At 48.6% G+C, this 15931-nt stretch carries 14 protein-coding genes; 11 read left to right on the top strand and 3 right to left on the bottom strand.

Annotation, left to right across the window (positions count from 1 at the left end; translation table 11 throughout):
• The first annotated feature begins 42 nt into the window (after positions 1-42).
• Positions 43-774 (top strand): pyridoxine 5'-phosphate synthase, encoded by a 732-nt coding sequence (gene pdxJ, locus B2X65_RS15215; protein ID WP_290614032.1) that lies wholly within the window; start codon positions 43-45, stop codon positions 772-774.
• A complete protein-coding gene (gene acpS / locus B2X65_RS15210; protein ID WP_290614030.1) occupies positions 774-1172 on the top strand; it encodes a holo-ACP synthase in 399 nt (132 codons plus the stop codon). Before pdxJ ends, acpS begins: the two co-directional genes overlap by 1 nt.
• Here the strand turns inward: acpS and B2X65_RS15205 are convergent.
• Positions 1150-3960, bottom strand: coding sequence for a response regulator (locus B2X65_RS15205; RefSeq protein ID WP_290614028.1), 2811 nt, complete (start codon positions 3958-3960; stop codon positions 1150-1152). The genes acpS and B2X65_RS15205 overlap by 23 nt on opposite strands.
• Before the next feature lie 82 nt (positions 3961-4042).
• Here B2X65_RS15205 and rlmD point away from each other — a divergent pair, with 82 nt between their 5' ends.
• The 5 genes from rlmD (at position 4043) to B2X65_RS15180 (ending at position 12173) form a co-directional block, all read left to right on the top strand.
• Positions 4043-5389: a 23S rRNA (uracil(1939)-C(5))-methyltransferase RlmD gene (rlmD, locus tag B2X65_RS15200; protein WP_290614027.1), complete on the top strand. Its 1347-nt coding sequence runs from the start codon at positions 4043-4045 to the stop codon at positions 5387-5389.
• 15 nt (positions 5390-5404) lie between these two features.
• Positions 5405-7618, top strand: coding sequence for a GTP diphosphokinase (gene relA / locus B2X65_RS15195; RefSeq protein ID WP_290614025.1), 2214 nt, complete (start codon positions 5405-5407; stop codon positions 7616-7618).
• A gap of 43 nt (positions 7619-7661) precedes the next feature.
• On the top strand, positions 7662-8450 hold the full coding sequence (gene mazG, locus B2X65_RS15190) for a nucleoside triphosphate pyrophosphohydrolase (RefSeq protein WP_290614023.1): 789 nt from the start codon (positions 7662-7664) through the stop codon (positions 8448-8450).
• A gap of 184 nt (positions 8451-8634) precedes the next feature.
• Positions 8635-10239, top strand: coding sequence for an endonuclease (locus tag B2X65_RS15185; RefSeq protein WP_290614021.1), 1605 nt, complete (start codon positions 8635-8637; stop codon positions 10237-10239).
• A 176-nt stretch (positions 10240-10415) separates the two neighbouring features.
• Entirely contained in the window at positions 10416-12173 is a 1758-nt protein-coding gene (locus B2X65_RS15180; RefSeq protein ID WP_290614019.1) for a hypothetical protein, read from the top strand.
• Here B2X65_RS15180 and B2X65_RS15175 read toward each other — a convergent pair.
• Positions 12165-13130 (bottom strand): integron integrase, encoded by a 966-nt coding sequence (locus B2X65_RS15175; RefSeq protein ID WP_290614017.1) that lies wholly within the window; start codon positions 13128-13130, stop codon positions 12165-12167. The two genes, B2X65_RS15180 and B2X65_RS15175, sit on opposite strands and share 9 nt — an antisense overlap.
• A gap of 252 nt (positions 13131-13382) precedes the next feature.
• On the opposite strand from B2X65_RS15175, the gene B2X65_RS15170 reads away from it, so the two are divergent.
• The 4 genes from B2X65_RS15170 (at position 13383) to B2X65_RS15155 (ending at position 15437) form a co-directional block, all read left to right on the top strand.
• On the top strand, positions 13383-13946 hold the full coding sequence (locus B2X65_RS15170; RefSeq protein WP_290614015.1) for a flavodoxin family protein: 564 nt from the start codon (positions 13383-13385) through the stop codon (positions 13944-13946).
• A gap of 95 nt (positions 13947-14041) precedes the next feature.
• On the top strand, positions 14042-14374 hold the full coding sequence (locus B2X65_RS15165) for an immunity protein Imm33 domain-containing protein (RefSeq protein ID WP_290614013.1): 333 nt from the start codon (positions 14042-14044) through the stop codon (positions 14372-14374).
• 141 nt (positions 14375-14515) lie between these two features.
• Entirely contained in the window at positions 14516-14944 is a 429-nt protein-coding gene (locus B2X65_RS15160) for a hypothetical protein (protein WP_290614011.1), read from the top strand.
• Positions 14945-15005: 61 nt separating this feature from the next.
• On the top strand, positions 15006-15437 hold the full coding sequence (locus B2X65_RS15155; protein WP_019676041.1) for a hypothetical protein: 432 nt from the start codon (positions 15006-15008) through the stop codon (positions 15435-15437).
• Positions 15438-15682: 245 nt separating this feature from the next.
• Here the strand turns inward: B2X65_RS15155 and B2X65_RS15150 are convergent.
• Positions 15683-15931: hypothetical protein (locus B2X65_RS15150; protein WP_290614008.1), on the bottom strand; the 249-nt coding region annotated here is incomplete at its 5' end.

Genomic DNA, 15931 nt, shown 5'->3' with positions numbered 1-15931 from the left:
ATAAGCTGTCATTCTAATCAGTTATTTAAAACCGGAGCCGTTATGAGCCCTATTTATCTTGGTGTCAATATCGATCACGTGGCTACATTACGTCAGGCCCGCGGTACCAGTTACCCGGAACCCTTGCATGCCGCATTGGTGGCAGAGCAGGCAGGAGCAGATGGTATAACGGTGCATTTACGCGAAGATCGGCGTCATATTATTGACCGTGATGTCTTTTTATTACGCCAGAGCCTGAGCACCCGGCTTAATTTTGAAATGGCGGTTACCGACGAAATGCTGGGCATTGCCGGTAAGCTAAAACCGCAGTTCTGTTGCTTAGTCCCTGAAAAACGCCAGGAACTGACCACCGAAGGCGGTTTAGATGTTGCCAGAGAGCTTAGTCGAATGAAAGACGCCGTCAGTCAGTTAGCAGCAGACAATATTCTGGTGTCGTTATTTATCGACGCTGACCACGCTCAGATAGATGCCGCCGCCGAATGTGGTGCGCCCTTTATCGAAATCCATACCGGCCGTTATGCCGAGGCGACAGATCACAAGGTGCAACAGGGCGAACTTAGCCGGATAACCGAAGCTGCCGCCTATGCCGCATCACTTGGCATTACCGTTAACGCCGGTCATGGTTTGCATTACCACAATGTGCAGCCGATAGCGGCTATTCCGCAGATGTACGAGCTTAATATTGGACATGCTATTGTTGCCCGGGCTATTTTCAGTGGTCTGGCCGGGGCGGTATCAGAGATGAAGCGATTAATGGTTGAGGCCAGACGCTAATGGCCATAATTGGCTTAGGTACCGATATTGTTGAAATTAGCCGGATAGAGCAAAGCCTGCTGCGCTCGCCAGGCTTGATAAAACGGGTATTAACGGTAACTGAGCAACAGCAGTTTTCACGTCATACCCTAGCCAGTCAAACATTAGCCAGCCGGTACTTTGCCAAACGCTTTGCCGCCAAAGAAGCTGCTGCCAAAGCGCTTGGCACCGGAATTGGTCGCGGGGTGTCGTTTCAGCACATTGAAATCAGCAATGATCAGCATGGCCGGCCCGAGCTAACCTTTAGCGGCTTTGCTGCTGAGCTGGCAGCGCGTTTAGGGGTGAGTCATTGCTGGTTGTCATTAAGTGACGAGCAAGCCTACGCAATGGCAACCGTTATTCTGGAAAGTCAATCTTAGCCAGCCAGTCGCTGTCCAGCTGGCATAACGCGCTTAAAATATCGTCCAATTCAAACAGCTCGGGTTCCAGTTGCTGGATATCAGTGCCGGTTTTAAGCTGGGTCTCCAGCGTTTCTGCCAGGTTTTTTAACGCCGGCACGCCGGTGTAGCAGCAGGCACCATGCAATTTATGGATAAGCTGCAGCAATTGATCATTGTCGTTGGCAGCAATAGCGGCATTTAACGCTTGCTGCGTTTGCGGCAGGCTGGCTAACAACATTTGCAGCATGTCTTTAGCCAACTCAGGTTTACCCCCGACCCGTTGCAACCCTACCTGCCAGTCGATCAGATTCGTAGCGTCACTTTTAGCATCACTTTTAGCATCACTTTTAGCATCACTTTTAGCATCACTTATAGCCACGCTTTGCGGCTGCTCTGCTGCCGTCTCGGTTTCGGATGATAACGCAGACTGTGCTACAAGCGGGCAAAATTCCTGCAGGGTGTAATGCAGCATTTTGTCATCCAGTGGTTTACTTAAAAATTCGTTAAAACCTAACGACAGTAAACGGGCGCGCTCTCCGGCGACCGCATGAGCGGTTACAGCAATAATTGGCGTATGCTCATTTAACGAGCTCTGCCGGATCCGCTGACAGGCGTTAATCCCATCCATCACCGGCATATTGATATCCATAAATATAACGTCATACACATGCTGGGTCGCTTTTTGCCAGGCATCTGCGCCATTGGTGGCCGATTCCAGCTGCTCTACCAGTTCGGTGAGCAAGGTATTGATCAGTTTCAGGTTGGCTTCGTTATCATCAACCGTCAGCACTTTTAACGCCGCGCGGGGCTGAATAACCGGTACTGGCAGGTTTTTCGCCTGATCCAGATAGGGTTTCGCCAGGGCGAAGGCCAATTTACGCTGATGGGTGGGTTTGGGCAAACAGGCGTTGGCACCCGAAGCCAGCATGGCTTCACGCAAATTCGGTGATAAGGTGTTAACCAGTAAATAAGTGTAATGGCAGCTTGGCTGAATTTGCTGCACCAGGTTAATAACCTGATTAACCTGGTTTATGGCGATAGCCCGGCCAATCAAGCCGATATCGTAGTGCTGTCCATGATTCAACGCTTGTTGCAATTGCCCTTTGGTGGCGCAGGTTGTTACCTGCAAGCCCCAGCTATGCAGCAGGCCAAGGGTCGCTTCGCGTGAATATTGTTGTGGTTCAAAATACAGCAGGCTTTTGCCCTCAAGCACCTCAATAGGCAGTGGCTCAGCCACTGATAAATGATGGCGCTGGCATTTTATGGTAAACCAGAAGGTCGAGCCCTCTGCCGCTTTACTTTCAAAACCAATGTTGCCCCCCATAGCCTGCACCAGGCGCTGGGAAATCATCAAACCCAGGCCAGAGCCACTATTGTGATCTTCAGGCTGGCTGCTGGTGAACCCCTGAAACAACTGGTTTTGTTTATCTTCGCTGATGCCCCGGCCGGTGTCCTGAATGGAACAGTGCAAAATAAGCTGGTCCTCATTCAGTAAGGTGGCGCTAACCCGGATCACAATACTGCCATGCTCCGTAAATTTAATGGCATTACCGGCAATATTCATCAGAACCTGAATGAGCCGGCCCGGATCGGCAATCAAATCGTCCGGGCAGCCATTATCAATCATTATCACCAGTTCAAGGTGTTTATCAAAAGCGTTGGCAGCCAGTAATTCCGTAGCATCGTTAAGCAAATCACGCAATGAAAACGGCTCGGGGTTAATTGACATCCGGCCTTCTTCCAGCTTGGAGAAGTCCAGCACATCGTTTACCAGGTGCAACAGGCTGTTGGCGGATTTCTGGATGGTGCTAAGATAGTCGTGTTGATTGGCACTGAGCTGCGTTTTTAATAACTGTCTGGTAAAGCCTATAACGCCATTTAGCGGTGTGCGCAGTTCGTGGCTCATTTTTGCCAGGAACTCAGATTTCTGCCGATTTTCCTCTACTGCTTTGCGCCTGGAAAAATCGAGCTGAATATTCTGCACTTCCAGCTGCTCCATACTCAGCTGCAGATCACTGGTGACTTGTTCAATATTGTGCTGCATTTCCTGCTCGAGCGAGCTGAGTTGTTCACTCAGTTGGTTAATGCTGCGCTGGATCTGATCAAGCTCTTTAATACCAGAGGTGTTGGTTTGCTGCTGATACTGACCGGCTTGCACCTGTTGCAGTTGTAACTGCAAGCGGCTGAGCATCGGCTGTATTTTGTGACGGACAAACTGGCTGAAAATAATACACAGCATAATAACCGCTGCCACGACAATGGCCACATGCAACTTATAGCGCTGTTGTTGCAGCAAAATATGCTCGTTCTGCAGATGCAGCAGAATATAAGGCCCTGCAGCAGGCTCGTTGCGGTTAAAACGTAACGACTGATACGTTAGCAAGCTGTGCTCAAACGGCACCAGCTGCCCGGCTGCCACGCCGCGTTGCGGCTCAGGTTTAGGATAGGCTGCAGCGTGGTATTGCGGGTTACTGCTGGCAATAATTTCGCCATCAGCAGCAAACAGCACAATATTACTCAGCACCGGCGAATTAAGGCGATGGCTGGTATTTAATAGCGCTTCAATGGCAGCAAGGTTACCATCTGCCAGATACGTTTCGCTGCTTAAGGCCAGAGGCACTGCTATATTTCTCGCCTGTGTGGCCAGGTTACGGTGTAACTCTGCTTCTTTATTGTATGCAAAGTAGCTGCCCAGACCAATACTGGCCAGGGTGGCCGGCAAAAGGGCAAAAAGTAATATCCAGTAACGTAACGCAATTTTCGTCATTCGGGCCAGAGCTTGTTACAATAGTTGCGGGCCCGCCCATAATGACATAACAATTTCTACTTGCCTACAATACAGAGCGCAGATGGTAACACTATATAAAGCAAAGGCTAAAGCCAGCCTGGTCGGCGCAACCCTGACCCTGGATATCGATAGCACAGATTATGAAGTTAATGGCCTGAGCCGTTATAAACAAAAAATCGCTTTTGTCAGCGGCGCTTTACCAGGTGAAAAGGTGCAGGCACGGGTGCTGGAAGATAAGCCTGGCTATATTAAAGCCCGCACCAGCAAAGTACTATCCCCGGCAGCTGAGCGGCAAGTACCGTTTTGCCCGCATTTTAATCAGTGCGGCGGCTGTCAGCTGCAGTATCTGGATAATGACCAGCAAGCCCGCTTAAAACAGCAGGGCATTGACCAGCTTATCCGCCATCAGACCGGGCTGGCTGCACTGCCCTGGCAGCCGATGTTAAGTGGCCCGGATACGCATTACCGGCGTAAAGCCAGACTGGGTGTCTGGTATGATAAAAAAACACGCCAGCTTAGCGTCGGCTTTCGGGCCGAAGGCAGCAAAAATATCAGTGCAATCAGCGAGTGCAGCATGTTAAGCCCGCTGCTGACACCGGCCCTTACGTTGCTACCCCCGGTGATCAAGGCGCTACCTGATCCTGCTGCCGTGACCCATCTTGAGCTATTTAGCGCTAACCAGCGGCCTTATGTGGTGGTGCGCCATGTTAAGCCGTTAACGGCGGCGCAGCAGCAAAGCTTCGTGCAATGCTGGCCAGAGGCCTATTTTCTGGGCGACGAGGGTAATGATAGCTTGCAACCCTGGCAGGCAGATACGCCCGTACCAGACTATACCCTGACAGAGCAGCAAATTGATTTACAATTTCAGCCTGGCGATTTTATTCAGATTAATGAAGCGGTAAACCAGCAAATGGTGACTCAGGCCCTGGCCTGGCTTAAGGTTAACGCAGATGACACTATTCTGGATTTGTATGCAGGTATGGGTAATTTCAGTTTGCCACTGGCCCGCTATGCCAAAACGGTGCAGGGCATAGAAGGTGTGGCCAGGATGGTGCAACAAGCAGCAACCAATGCCAAACTTAATGGTCTTAACAATGCCAGCTTTGCGCAGGCCGATTTACATTTACCCTGGCCCGATGCGCCCTGGCGCGCCCAGCGCTACACTAAAGTTGTGCTGGACCCGGCCCGGGCCGGGGCAAAGGGCGCAATAGAGCAAATTGCCGCGCTTAAAGCGGCACAGATATTGTACGTGTCGTGCAACGCTGCTACCTTTGCCCGCGATGCCAGCGTATTGCTTAGTCAGGGGTATCAGCTGCAAAAATTATCTGCCATTGATATGTTTCCGCATACCAGCCATCTTGAACTGATGGCGTTATTTAGTGCTTCATTTAAAAGCGCTTCGGCATAAGAATAAGGGGTTTTCATGGTCAGGGTTCGTCAATCTCATAGTAGTGGCTATCACGGCGGTGATACGCTGGAATGGCTGTGTTCGCTGGGGTTGACTGAGAAAAAGATTAACGCCTTGCTCAATTGCGGGGCCTGGCTGAAACAGCAAGGTTTAGATGACGATATTGTCCAGGTGCGAACCGGCTGGGAAAAAGTCGAAATTCTGGCCGACCTGAAAATGGACCATGACTCCCTGCTCGCCGCCTTATTGTTTCCGGCCTTTGACGCGCACTTGCTCAATGAAGAAAAGCTGGCAGCAGAGTTTACCCCGACCATTCTAGGCCTGCTGCATTCGGTGCAGCAAATGGATGCTATCCGCACCATTCCTACCGGCGCCAACCAGAGTGTTAACCCGCAGCAGGCCGATAATTTACGAAAAATGCTGCTGGCCATGGTGGAAGATGTGCGAGCGGTGGTGTTAAAGCTGGCCGCGCAGATTTGTTATTTACGCCAGGTAAAAGATGCCGATGAAGAAACCCGGGTACTGGCCGCCAAAGAAACCAACGCCATTTTTGCACCCTTAGCCAACCGGCTGGGTATCGGCCAGTTGAAATGGGAATTAGAGGACTTAGCCTTTCGCTATCTGCACCCTGGTGTTTATAAACAGGTGGCCAGTTTGCTGGAAGAAAAACGGCTGGACCGAGAACATTATATGCAGGATTTTGTCGGTTCAGTACGCCAGAAAATGCAAGCTGCCAAACTGGACGTTGAGGTATACGGCCGGCCCAAGCATATTTTCAGTATCTGGAAAAAGATGCAGAAAAAGCAGCTGAGTTTCGACCAGCTGTTTGACATTCGCGCGGTACGGATTGTTACCGAGCGGGTACAGGATTGTTATGGTGCGCTGGGCATAGTACATACCGGCTGGCGCCATTTACCCAAAGAGTTTGACGACTACATTGCCACCCCGAAACAAAATGGCTATCAGTCTATTCATACCGTGGTGCTGGGGCCGCAGGGCCGCGCAGTAGAAATACAAATTCGTACCCGGCAAATGCACGAAGATGCTGAGCTTGGCGTGGCAGCGCACTGGCGTTATAAAGAGGGGGCCGTTGGCAGTAATAAAGTGGTGGCCAATGATGAAAAAATTGGCTGGCTGCGCAAATTACTGCAATGGCAGGAAGACGTGGTCGATGGCACGGACTCAGCCGGTACCGATTTAGCCGAAGAGCTGCGTACTCAGGTGATTGAAGATCGGGTGTATGTGTTTACGCCCAAGGGCGACATTGTCGATTTACCCATTGGCTCTACCCCGCTGGATTTTGCCTACTATGTGCATTCTAACGTTGGCCATCGTTGCATAGGTGCGAAAATTTCCGGCCGTATTGTGCCCTTTACCTATCAGCTAAAAACCGGTGATCAGGTAGAGATTTTAACCGGGCGCGAGCCTAACCCGAGCCGCGACTGGTTAAACCCGAACTTAGGCTATTTAAAATCCAGCCGGGCCCGCTCGAAAGTGCAGTACTGGTTCCGGCTGCAAGACCGCGATAAGAATCTGGCGGCGGGTAAAGAGCTGCTGGACACGGAGCTGACCCGCTTAAATCTGGTAATGGAATACCCGGCCAAGGTACTAAGCCGCTTTAATGTAAATTCAATGGACGAGCTGTTAGTTGGCATTGGTGGCGGCGAAATTAAAGTAACCCAGGTGGTGCACTTTATTCAAAGCCAGAGCGGCAAGCTGGAGTTGCCGGAAATTGACCCGCGGCTTAAAACCAAACCGCTGCCGGCAGCCAAAAGCAAAAGCGACGTGGTGGTGCAGGGTGTGGGTAACCTGCTGACCCATATGGCCGGTTGTTGTCAGCCGTTGCCGGGGGACGCCATTATTGGCTTTATTACCCAGGGCCGTGGTATTGCCATTCACCGTGATGACTGTGACCAGTTTAAAACCCTGCAGGACAGCATGCCGCAACGGGTAGTGGATGCTACCTGGGGCGACAAATATGCCTCGGGCTATGAAGTCGATATCCGGATTGTGGCGCACGACCGCAACGGCTTGCTGCGTGATATCACCAGCATTTTGGCCAATGAAAAAGCTAACGTGACTAAAATGAGCAGCAGTTCAGACATTAAAGCGCAAACGGCAGTCATTAATATGACGCTGGAGCTGTATAACCTCGACTCGCTGAACAAGTTACTGAGCAAAGTGAGCCAGATTGACGAAGTGGTGGAAGCGAAGCGCTTGCACCATTAAGCCATGTTAAATATCAGAAGTTTAAACATCAGAAGAGAGTAGTGTGACCGATAATATCCAGCGCCTGCTAAATATCATGAGCGCCTTACGTGACCCCAAAACCGGTTGCCCGTGGGATTTAAAGCAAAACTACAGCACTATTGTGCCTTACACCCTGGAAGAAGCTTACGAAGTGGCCGATGCCATCGCGCGCGAAAACTTTGATGAGCTAAAAGACGAGCTGGGCGATTTATTATTTCAGGTGGTGTTTTATGCCCAGCTGGCTAAAGAAGACGGGCTTTTTCAGTTTGATGACTGTGTCGCCGCCATTTGCGATAAATTAGAGCGGCGCCATCCGCATGTGTTTGGTCAGGGGAGTGATGCCAACACGTCAGGTACTGCAGAAACGGTGCTGCAACAGTGGGAAGCGTTAAAAAGTAATGAGCGCAAAGAGGCTGGCCAGCATAGTGTGCTGGATAATATTCCAAAGGCGATGCCAGCACTTAGCCGTGCCAACAAATTACAAAAGCGTTGCGCCACAGTCGGCTTCGACTGGCCAACGGTAGACGGTTGCTGGGATAAAGTAAAAGAAGAAATTCTGGAAGTAGAGCAAACCGCAGCGGGTAGCCCCGAACTTAGCGAAGAGCTGGGCGATTTAATGTTTGCGCTGGTTAATGTGGTGCGCAAACATAAACTTGACCCGGAAGCGGTGCTGCGTGCTGCCAACAGTAAGTTTGAGAAGCGCTTTCGCGGGGTAGAGCAGGCACTTAGCGAACAAGGTAAAAGCCCGCAGCAAAGTAACCTGGAGGAAATGGAAGCGCTGTGGCAGCAGGTAAAGCGCAACAGTCAGTAAAACAGCAGAAAAAGCGGTCGCTTTTGGCGCGCAACAATGTCATAAAAAATTCATTATTGTGCTTTTTTCAGGCAGTGGTTTTACAGTAAAGTAGCGCCGATGTCAGATTGAGCTGGCAGACTTACCCAACGGGCGTTTTGCCTCGCGGCTTTGCCTAACTGCAGCCGTGACAGGAATAATAAAAATGAAAAAAATAATAATTTTATTAGGGTTGCTGGCAACCTTAAGCAACCCGGTGCAGGCAACAATACTCAACGGCGGTTTTGAACAATGGTCAGGTGATCAGCCTGAAGGCTGGACCCTGGCAGACAGTGGCATCAGTGTTAGTCGGTCGGGCACCATAAAGCTAAGCGGCAACAGTGCTGCGTTAATTACAGTTAACACCGCGGATCAAGCTAATACTGACTTTCGGCAGCTGGTTAGCGTTAATGCCGGTCAGAGCTATAACTTCAGTACCTCGGTATATCATACTGAAGGTAACATTAAAGCCCGGCTTTATGTTAATGGCTATCAGGGCTATTCCAACGAGCAGTTAACCGGCCAGTGGCAAACCTTAAATTACAACTATACCGCGGCCAGTAGCGGTACCATTGAAGTTGGGCTGCGTTTTTACGATGTCAGCGGTTTTGACGGTTCAGAGCGGGTTTATGTTGATAACTTTGAGCCCGCCACCCAGGCCCCCCCCGCCAGTTGTGCCGATACCAGCGCAAACTTTGTGCTTAACACCGATAATTACGGTGGGGAAAGCAGCTGGCAGCTAAACTCAGCCAGCGCAGGTATTTTATACAGTGACAGTAACTTAAACAGTAACACCCAATATACTCAGTCGTGGTGTCTGGCAGCAGGTGACTATACCTTTACCATTAATGACAGCTATGGCGATGGCATTTGTTGCAGCTACGGTAGCGGCAATTACAGCCTGAGTGTGGCAGGTCAAAATGTCTTTAGCGGTGGTAGCTTTACGACATCGCAAAGTCATACTTTTACTATCAGCGGCGGCAGTGGCGGCAATGCTGATTTAGGCGCTTATTACGCTGAGGCAAATGGCTTAACCGGTTATGATTTAAAAACGGCATTGCACAACATTATTAAAAGTCATACTGCACAGGGTTATAGTGCAATATGGGGCTTTTACAATGTGTATGAGCTGGATAACTACTATGAAAACGATGGCTCAATTTTAGATATATACTCTGAAAAACCCAGCGCAACCGACAGCTACGTCTATGCGGCCAGCGTGAATCAATGCGGCAGTTATAACAGCGAAGCCGATTGTTACAACCGCGAACACAGCTTTCCACGCAGCTGGTTTGGTGGGGCAGTAGAGCCGATGAATTCCGACATTCACCATATTTTTGCCACCGATGGCTTTGTAAATGCCAAACGCAGTAGTTACCCCTACGGTGAAGTAGGTAGTGCCAGCTTCGTCTCAACTAATGGCTCTAAACTTGGCAGTGCAGCCGCCGGCAGCGGTTACAGTGGCGTGGTGTTTGAGCCGGTAGACGAGTTTAAAGGTGATGTAGCCAGGGCCTATTTTTATATTGCCACGCGCTATCAGGACCAGCTTGCCAGCTGGCAAACTAACAGCACCGAGGCCAACGCCGCCTTAAATGGCAGTACCACTCAGGTGTTTGAAAACTGGTTACTACAACGTTTAAAGCAGTGGCATCAGCAGGACCCGGTCAGCCAGAAAGAGCGTGATCGTAACGATGCGGCCTATCAGTATCAGGGTAACCGCAACCCGTTTGTTGATCACCCGCAGTTTGTTACTGAAATTTGGGGTAATTAAGCAACAATCCAGCCTGAGTCAGGTTGACCAGGGGGAAATAGCGCGTGCTGTGTGAGTTACCGGAAAAGTTGCAGCGCAATATGTAAGCTGATATAAACTTTACAAACTTATGTAAAACCCGCCTTGCTGCGGGTTTTACTGTATCAGACACATCAAAAAGGGTTTGGGAAATCAGGATGATCAAGAAAATAATGGGTATAGGCATGGCCATGTTGCTGACAGCATGTGCCTCAACATCAATTAAATCAACCCGAATCAATGATACTGCTGGCCTGACTGCAGATCACGGCGTTGTTGCGCTGCAAGTGGTTAACAACACGGACCGCTTATCAAAATTTCACCGCAACTGGACTGAAGTGATAGCCGTACGGTTAGATAACCAAGACGAGCTAAAACAACTGGCGATTGACACAGCTAAAGCAAAAGCGTCGGCAGAAGGTAAAAAGTTTGATCCGGCGAAGGTGGATTGGGATCCGGATATTTATACCCTTAGCCCCTCAGCGGAGGGGGTGGTTAGCAGCCAGTTATTTGTCGGCAGTATGCCGGCGGGTGAGTACATGATCACCTCGTTATATGCTTACTATTCAGATGGCAACATGTCGTCCTGGGTTCAGATGCCAGTATGGGCAGCGGGCGGCATATTCAATGTGGCGGCCAGGCAGTTAACCAGTTTGGGCACGGTGGTGTTTCAGCCCTTACTGGACGTAAAGGCTGAAAGCTTTTGGAGCAATCGTAGTTCAGCCAAAGCCTACGTTACCCGGATGGAGGAAAATAATTTATCAGACTACATGGCGGCCAAATACCCGTTACTAACTGCCTCGCTGGATACCACAGCATTGCAAGGCTGGCAGGATGACCAGTATCAGGAATTACGACAGCAACTGGCTGAACAATCTCAACAAAATGCCTGGGGCAACAGCAGTGCGGCACTGCAGCATCACGGCAAAGGGGCACTGATGGCGCGCTTTGGTTTATTACACTGGCAGGATAACAGTGGCCGCTGGAGTAAGGTGAAATTACCCACTAATGCTCAGCTTTCGGCGGTACTGGATACGGCAGAGAAAATTGCAGTAGGTGCAGAACGTGGCCAGTTGTTCATTGCCGACTCGCCTGCTGGGCAATGGGCCCAGTTGCAGCCAGTTCCTTCATCCGAAGCGATTGTCTGGCTGCAGCAAGGCGGTGACCGCTTTTATGCGATGACGCAGTCATCTAGTGCCTTTACCCTCTATCAGTTTGCTGATTTAACCACCCCCTGGCAGCAGATAGGTGAGTTCAAGCGTAAAGAGTTTGCCTTTTTAGTGCAGTACGGTGGCGTGTTTGCTTTTATCAATCCGCAAGGTAACCTGGCAGTGTTGAACGACGGCCAGCTGCATCAGTATGATCCTGCAGCACAGGCTTGGTCAGCGCAAAAGTCTCAAGCCATGGTCAAGCTGACGCAGTTAAAAGATGGCAGTTTGCTAGGTTTGGCGGTAAGTCAGTGGGACGGTGTGGGCGATCAGATGTTTAGCACCGATGGCGCACAGACCTGGCAGTCATTACATCGCAGTTTAGGGTTGTTTGGTGACAGAGCGGCAGAAATCAGTTTACCCGCCAAACTGGACGATGGCACTCTGGTAACGGTAAGTCGGGTACGACAGGAACAAAAAAATAGTAAGATGCACCTGGTTACCAACCAGAGCCAGGCGTTAAACAGCAAAAGCAGCTGGCAGACTCAGGGGCAGGTGCGCGAAGATTGTACTGGCTTGTTGCCTGAATTAACGCATGACCAGACACTTTACCTGATCTGTAACGAGGGTGATGTTATAAGTACCGATGATTTTGGTCATAGCTGGCAGACCGTAATTGATATTGATGTACCAGCTATGCAGCGCAGTTTTGAGCAACTGCTTGAGGCGCTACAGCAGCAAAATGCCCAAGAGTCAGCCTCACAGTAAGGACGACAACGGGCTTCTCACGCCACTGGCGCCTTGTTTCAGAACATGGGTGTAAATCTGGGTAGTGCGTACATCTGTATGACCGAGTTGCTCTTGTACAGTACGAATATCAGCGCCAGATTCTAATAAGTGAGTAGCGAACGAGTGGCGTAGCGTATGGCAGGTAACATTTTTGCAGATACCGGCTTTTCTGCTGGCTATTTTAACTTCCCGTCTTAAACACGTTTCATCCAGATGGTGTCTTCGAAGCAGTTTGCTGTCAGGATCAATACTTAGCTTGCCAGAGGGAAACAGGTATTGCCAACAAATTTGCCTTGGGGCGCCCGGGTTTTTGCGGGCTAACGCAAAAGGTAACCAGACACCGCTATACTCAGGGTTTTCCAGATCAGCCTGAAAGTACTGCAAAACATACTGGCTTTGTTGTTTAAGTGCCGGCACTAACTCTGGCGCCAGAGTTACCCGCCGGTTTTTATTGCCTTTACCCTGCCATACCATTACTGATAAGTAGTCATAGTCAATGTCATGCACCCGTAACCGAACGGCCTCCATCAGCCGCAGCCCGCTGCCATACATTAATTGGGTAAGCAATTTATATTTAGGATCAACTACCTTTAACAGCATAGCAATTTCGGTACGGGTTAATACCACCGGTAATTTTGGCGAGACCTGAGAGCGATTAAAATTTAAATTAAGCGATAGCGGCTGCTGCAGAACTTTGCTGTACAAGAAACTCAGTGCATTTAATGCTGTAGCCTGAGTTCGCGGCGCGACGTTGCGCTGATTAACCAAATAGCTTAAAAACCCTTCCACGTCTTGCTCAGACAGCGCCGACGGATGCTGTTTTTTGTGATACAGAATATAAAACTTAATCCAGTACACATACGCTTCTACTGTTCTTTTTGCATAACGACGGGCATACATAAATTCAGCGATGTAATGCAGAAATGGCGATGTCATAAGCAACACCTGTTAATTAAATATAAGTGTATATATATACAGTAGTCAGTGAATTAATTGTTAGCAAGTTAATCGCAAGCAGAAACCACGCTTTCCCAAAGCAAAAGCGGATACTCCGCCAGAAATGTGTTGATATTCGGTAAGTTATTGGGTAACTTCAATTCATTTACAAAAGATAGAATGTAATTTACATGTCATGAAAGCGTGTTCGTTACAAACTACTAAGCTGTTATATTTTTTAAGGATAGTTAAGTGGTAAAGGTCGCCATTATTTTTCACTCGGCATCAGGCACAACAAAGAAGCTTGCTGAAGCAGTAGCTTCGGGCATTCGTTCGGTCTCTGAGGTTGATGTTGTTTTTGCTGAAATTGTGGGTACGGATATTGTTGATGGACGTTTTAAAAACTTAGCCTTGATAGAGCAACTCAAAAATGTCGATGCAATGGTTTTCGGTTCACCTACATTTATGGGTTGTGTATCGGCACAATTCAAAGCTTTTGCTGATGCAACGGGTGATCTTTGGGCTGAGAAAGCTTGGTCTAATAAAATTGCTAGCGGTTTTACCATTGGCTCAAATTTAAGTGGTGATCAGTTAAACACCATTCAATACATGCAAATTTTCGCAAACCAACATGGCATGTTATGGGCGAGTTTAGATATACCAGGTAACTGTGATGCTGAAGGGCGAAACAGGCTTGGCGCTCAATCTGGCTTAATTGCGCACTCTACAGATGGCGAACTAAATACAACCGATTTAGTAACAGCAAATTATCTAGGGCAGCGTGTTGCCAAGGTCGCCAAGAAATTTGCAGCATAAAAAATATAACAATCCGCGTCATTCAGGGCCTTCGGCCCTTGCGACGCTCACAAGTTCGCGCGCATGCGCGGGGCGTTATATGCCTAAGGAAAGTTATGGTTAGCCAGCAAGCTATCTGCGCTAAATTTGAAGCGGAATTTGCGCCTTGTAACAGCGGCGATAAGCTAGGTATTGCGATTGAAACTATCGGTAAATTTCCTATCAATGGTCTGCGCCACATAGCTGAAAATGGAACTTGTGGTTGGTATATTTGGTGTGGTGAAGAACTTAGTGATGATGCAGATTTCTTTAAACCTCTGCACGTGAGTCACATCAGTAAGTACTTACCGGAAGTTGAACAGTATCTTGGCTTGCCTTCTGGATATAGGTTTTTGGTTGCTGCTGGTGTTGAGGATATATGGCATGATCCTTCGCTTATCGGCATATAACAAGTTACTTAATTTCGTTCCGGCCACAAACAGCGTGGCCTCCACGGGACTGCCTACGCTGCGCTGCGGCAGCCCATTAGTAAAGCGTTATGCCGGTTGAAATATTATCGGCACTCTCAGGAACAACAACAGGGAAAGAAAATGTCAGTATTTCTTAAATTTCGATTAGTTATTTTAGCTTGCCTAAGCCTTGCCCTTTCGGCATGTATTACTTGGCCAGGACATCGCCAAACAATAGATGAAGAAAATTTCTATTTACATATCACTGCCCCTTCTAGGGTTATAAAAGAAGAAATTCGTTTTAACGCAGAAGAAACAGAACTATTATTTTTACCCGAAAATACTCAGATCGAGTTAGTTGTTGCAGATAACATCGGAAAACATCAGCTCACGATAAAAGAACGCCAAGGTTCTATTGTTTATCACTACAGGTTAAATGGGCGTAAAACGACATTTGGAGCCAAAGAAAAAGAGTGGTTCGCATCACAAGTCCCTTTAATCATTGAAAAAGCTAAATATCGAGATTGGTCCGAGTCAGGCATAACAATCGCCAGCACAACGCGCCTTTAGCGCTCGACTCGCAACAAGTTGCTCGCGTGTGTGGCGGGCGTTATGTGCCAAAGGAGCTAACATGCTACGAACAAGTTTAATTTTTCTTCTTTTAGTTTCAATGCATTCCTTTGCGCAAGGCTGCAATGACTCGCCATTCATGTCTAGTACTGGTCAAGATGGGAAAAAAACAGGTTTATTTGTAAAGCCAAATACCTTTGATGGTGCTCTGGCTTGGGAAATTGGAGAATCCGATCCTCCCCTACCGATAAATGCAGCCGTTCTAATTGCACAAAATTGGGCCAACGGTTTTTATTCTAGATTTGATTCGGTTGCAGTAAGTAGCATTTCGATAAATTTAGTATCTGATTGTGCCCCCCGGGCAGGATCACATTGGGTATATATATTTAGCTTAGCACCAGTCATAGATGGAAATCGCCTTTATGGTGCACGTTATATGGTCGGTGTCACCATGGGCAGCAATATCATTGAGCCTGAGGATTTTGAGAATTAAGGCACATAACAAAGCGCAGCACTCGCGGCCTTTGGCCGCTGGGACGCCAAACCCGCTGCCGCGTTTTTGTCGCCCGTGTGCGCGGCGTTATATGCACTGATATTTTAGGGTGTAATTCATGGAACCATTGATACTTCTGGGTCTAGCACTTTGGTCAGTGCTGTTACAAGTTTATGTTCTGTATCAAGTTAAAAAAGCAGACCCAGATCTTGCCACTGAGCTATTTGACGGTGTTGTGTTTAGTTCTAATTGGCAACGTCAAAAGAAGGCAATGAAGTTTCTTTATAATCCATTTGCATGGCGAGGTGTGGTTTATATAAATATAAAGGTCGCATTAGTATTAAACTTCTGTATTTTAATATTTTTTCTATCCTTAGTTTTTTTGGTTTAATGTGCATATAACAATCGCCAGCACAAACGCGCCCGTTGGTCGCTCGACTCGCAACAAGTTGCTCGCGTGTGTGGCGGGCGTTATAAGCCATGGAGGCTTCAGT

Origin of the sequence: Arsukibacterium sp. UBA3155 (assembly GCA_002364615.1) — a bacterium.
Lineage (GTDB): Bacteria > Pseudomonadota > Gammaproteobacteria > Enterobacterales > Alteromonadaceae > Alishewanella.
The sequence above is the reverse complement of the archived record's forward strand: the minus strand, read 5'-3'. Positions and strand labels throughout refer to the sequence as shown.